Here is a 3,416-nt window from a genome sequence, read left to right as displayed (position 1 = left end):
GGTCGCTCCCACGGGCGTCAAGGTGCGCTTGACGTGAAGGACCGGATGGCGGCCAGTTCCCTCAGAGGCGGGCCGATGGCAGACGGGATGGGGCGGCAGCTCGGGCATTCGGACCGAGATCCTAACTACATAGACGGGTCTGCTGGCCAAGCGCGAACTGCGATGCCAAAATGAGCCCGTGATCGAAGCTGAGGCTAGTCCATACCGGCCGTTTCCTGACTTCGCAAAGTGGTATCGATTGGAGATGCCGAAGGCGGCATACGACAAGTATGCGAGCCTGTTGGCCGATCGCAGGAAGTCTGCGGGGCCGACGGCGTTGGCGCAGGCAGTGAACACGGCAACCCGCGTCGCGGCTGTTGACACTGGAGCTATCGAGGGCCTCTACCAGGTTGATCGCGGATTCACTCGTACGGTCGCACTCGAAGCGGTTGCGTGGGAGGCTGCCGTAGAGGCGCGCGGCGCTACTGTCCGCAGCACCATTGAAGACGCGCTCGCTGCCTATGAGCTAATCCTTGACCTCGCAACGAAGCATGTTCCCGTCACCGAAGCCTTTATTCGGCATATTCATGCGACCATATGCGCAACCCAAGAGACGTATACGGTTCACACCTCGCAAGGTCCGCAGCAGCACGATTTTCCTAAAGGTGAATACAAGCATTATCCTAATAATCCCACTAGCTTAACCACGGGGAGGATTCACCACTATGCGCCGGTGGTGGACACGCCGGCCGAGATGCAAAGGCTCGTAGACGAGCTGTCGTCGAATCAGTTCCGCGAAGCCCATCCAGTGCTACAGGCCGCTTACGTTCATTACGCGTTCGTGTGCGTCCATCCCTTCGCCGACGGTAATGGGCGCGTTGCCCGTGCTCTCGCATCAGCCTATCTCTATCGGAAGCCGGGGGTTCCTCTAGTAATATTTGCGGACCAAAAGGATCGTTACATAGACGCACTGGAGGCGGCAGACGAGGGCGATTCGTCGTTGCTGGTGCAATTCATTTTAGACCGTGTAATAGATAGCATGCAGCTCGTGCTCACGCATGTTCCAGACGTCGAGGTCCCCGACCTCTCTTTCACGCTAGCCGCCTTCGATCAAGCGCAAGTTGGCAGGGGTGGCCTAACCCATGCCCAGTTAGATGCCGTCCATACGCGCATTCTAGAGGCGCTTTTGGCGGAAGCTAATTCCTTGGTGAAGGATTGGATTCAGCTCAAAGCGAGACTAGGCTGGCTCCACAGTGATTCTACGACGAGTGCGCCCGTTGGCTATCGAAAGTATGGAGCAGGGGCGAAAACTCATCTAAGCTGCTCGGTTTATTCAGGGCCGCCAACGAATATCACCCAAAACCTCACCATGTCTGCCTTCATGGCCTTACCGAGCACGCCCGGGGCAGATTTTATACTCACCACTAATCTTAGCAATACTGCTCCGCTCGACGTGTACCTCCGCGATGTTGAACCAGCACTTTCGCAAGTATTTCAGTTTAAGATCGCGGCTTGGGTGGAGCGGCAGCTATCTCTAGTTGCACACGATGTCGTTAAAAAGGCTACGGAGAAACTGCGCCAACAGGGCTATATAAGTTGACGACGAGCGCGAGCCAAAGCTGTGCAGCACGGTACGAGATGCGGGAGGCGTGCGCCGCATTGCCATAGTGTCCAGCACTGAGCATGACCGCAGGCCATAGCCTCGGATGGTTGGCAAGAGCGGAGGAAGCGTAGCTCCATGCTCATGAGTCTGCCGGCATTCAACCACTAGGGGCAGCGTGACTGAATTAAGTTCAGTGGACGACGCAGTATTGGCACAAATTCACCTCTATGGAGTTCGTCTGACCCTTGGTGATCTCCTGGTTATCGCCAACCTGTTAGGCGACTCTACTAACCGGTGGAGTGTTTCGAACCATTACCTAAGTCCGGTCGCCCCTCGAAACTCAAGGGCCAGCGCGGCCACAAATGTCGCTTACATTACTTCTCGAAATTCTCTAACTGAAATCTTCGAAGCGGCACCACGTGGAATGCTTCCGTTCCTGGAGCTGAGCAGCTCGCAGGATAAGGGAGCGATCCGCCTTGTAGTCGGCGGTCGCACGTCACCGAGCACGCATACCACCCTTACATATTCAGGAGAAGGAATCGACTTGCCTCTTGAATATCGGCGAGTCGCCAACTACTTCATCGTCAACAAGCGAACGCGAGGTGCTAACCGCTGGTTTTTCTCGATGGCGGCTTTCCTTATCCCGCTTGTATACGCGGTAGCCGTAGCGAAGTTCGCGGCATCGTTCGTTGCATCGTTAGACTTCGTCGATACCCTATCCTTCTTGTTCATCGGATCCGGTCTTTTCTTTGTCCTCTGGTTGATGGCTTTTGCCATCTTCTCAAGCAACGCTGCTGCTGGAGTGAGATTCAAGCCGGTTGTTCGGAAGCGAGAGGCCAAGCGGCGACTGTTGCAGATGGCAAAGAGTGGATGGAATGCCGCGAGAGCGATTAATGGGAGTGTCGTGGCGGCAACCTTCGGCGTGCTCTCGTTCATTGTTGCGCTTCTTGCCTGGCTTGCGCCGATGAAATGAATTCTATGTGTAAGCGTGAGTGGTTCGAAAGAAGGTTCCCCAGCGGCGGTTCCGCGTGTCTTTACGCCGGGGACGGCAAGCTGCGGCGGACGCGCCTGGGGCACAGGGGGCACAAGACAGCTCAAACGTCGACAACCACCCAGCAGCGACGGCAAACCACGACGGGCGCGACCGGCGTGCCAACCAGGTCGCCGCAGGTCACGACCAAGCCGGTCTAATTCCGCTTCAACTCAACGCGAAGTCCTTGATGCCGGTGGCGATGGCCGAGACGGTCCCGACCAGACCCGTCACGGTCGCCAACCTGGAAGCTGGGGTCGCCCAGGTCCCGCGACTGAACTCGGCCCATCGGCGATTCCAAAAGAGCAGCTTGAACTTCTGCCATCTGTGCTCGCGTAGGTGACACCCGAGCAGCAGTCCATAGGAGTTGTTGCGGCAGAAGGCTCCCCGCTTGCGGGTACCGGCACCACACCACGCGGGTGCCTGAAGCAGCGACCATATGACCACTCCGGCGGACAGGAAGTAGAGAAGCTCAGGGCCGGCGTTGCCGGACCACCAGACGGCGATCAACGCCAAGAGAGCGAGCAGCCCCCAGTACCGCCGAAGGATCTTCATACAGGATCTGTAGTTGATCGATGACGAGCAGTAAATAGCTTTGACAGATGTTGGTCGTTGAGTAGCCAGCCTGCGGATGGCTGCTCTTGGGCCGTCCCTGGGCCGTCTGGGCCGTCACCGGGCCGTCAAACGCTGACCAGAGACAACCACCGACGACCACCAGCGCCCGAAGAAACAGCAGGTCAGCCACCATGTCGGGGCGGCTGGCCTGGTGGGCGACGGACGAGTCGACCTGTACGCCGGATTCTG

Annotated in this window: 4 protein-coding genes; 2 read left to right on the top strand and 2 right to left on the bottom strand. The window is 57.7% G+C overall.

The genetic code is table 11. From position 1 onward, the window contains the following. The first annotated feature begins 178 nt into the window (after positions 1 to 178). Positions 179 to 1,579 carry a Fic family protein gene (locus tag AC5L30_RS32860; protein WP_494872150.1) on the top strand — a complete coding sequence of 467 codons (1,401 nt, stop codon included), beginning with the start codon at positions 179 to 181 and terminating at the stop codon, positions 1,577 to 1,579. Positions 1,580 to 1,775: 196 nt separating this feature from the next. Further along, positions 1,776 to 2,555 (top strand): hypothetical protein, encoded by a 780-nt coding sequence (locus AC5L30_RS32855; RefSeq protein WP_494872149.1) that lies wholly within the window; start codon positions 1,776 to 1,778, stop codon positions 2,553 to 2,555. A gap of 225 nt (positions 2,556 to 2,780) precedes the next feature. On the opposite strand, the gene AC5L30_RS32850 is transcribed toward AC5L30_RS32855, so the two are convergent. Beyond that, on the bottom strand, positions 2,781 to 3,167 hold the full coding sequence (locus AC5L30_RS32850) for a hypothetical protein (protein WP_466008711.1): 387 nt from the start codon (positions 3,165 to 3,167) through the stop codon (positions 2,781 to 2,783). Continuing rightward, positions 3,085 to 3,416, bottom strand: a 332-nt coding sequence (locus tag AC5L30_RS32845) for a hypothetical protein (RefSeq protein WP_494872147.1), incomplete at its 5' end; no start/stop codon positions are given. The genes AC5L30_RS32850 and AC5L30_RS32845, both read right to left, overlap by 83 nt.

The sequence above is a fragment of the Micromonospora sp. BQ32 genome (genome assembly GCF_059358895.1).
The sequence above is the reverse complement of the archived record's forward strand: the minus strand, read 5'-3'. Positions and strand labels throughout refer to the sequence as shown.

Bases quoted from the DNA above. Each gene is read 5' to 3' on its own strand.
- AC5L30_RS32850 (WP_466008711.1), bottom strand. From the start codon at position 3,167: ATGAAGATCCTTCGGCGGTACTGGGGGCTGCTCGCTCTCTTGGCGTTG.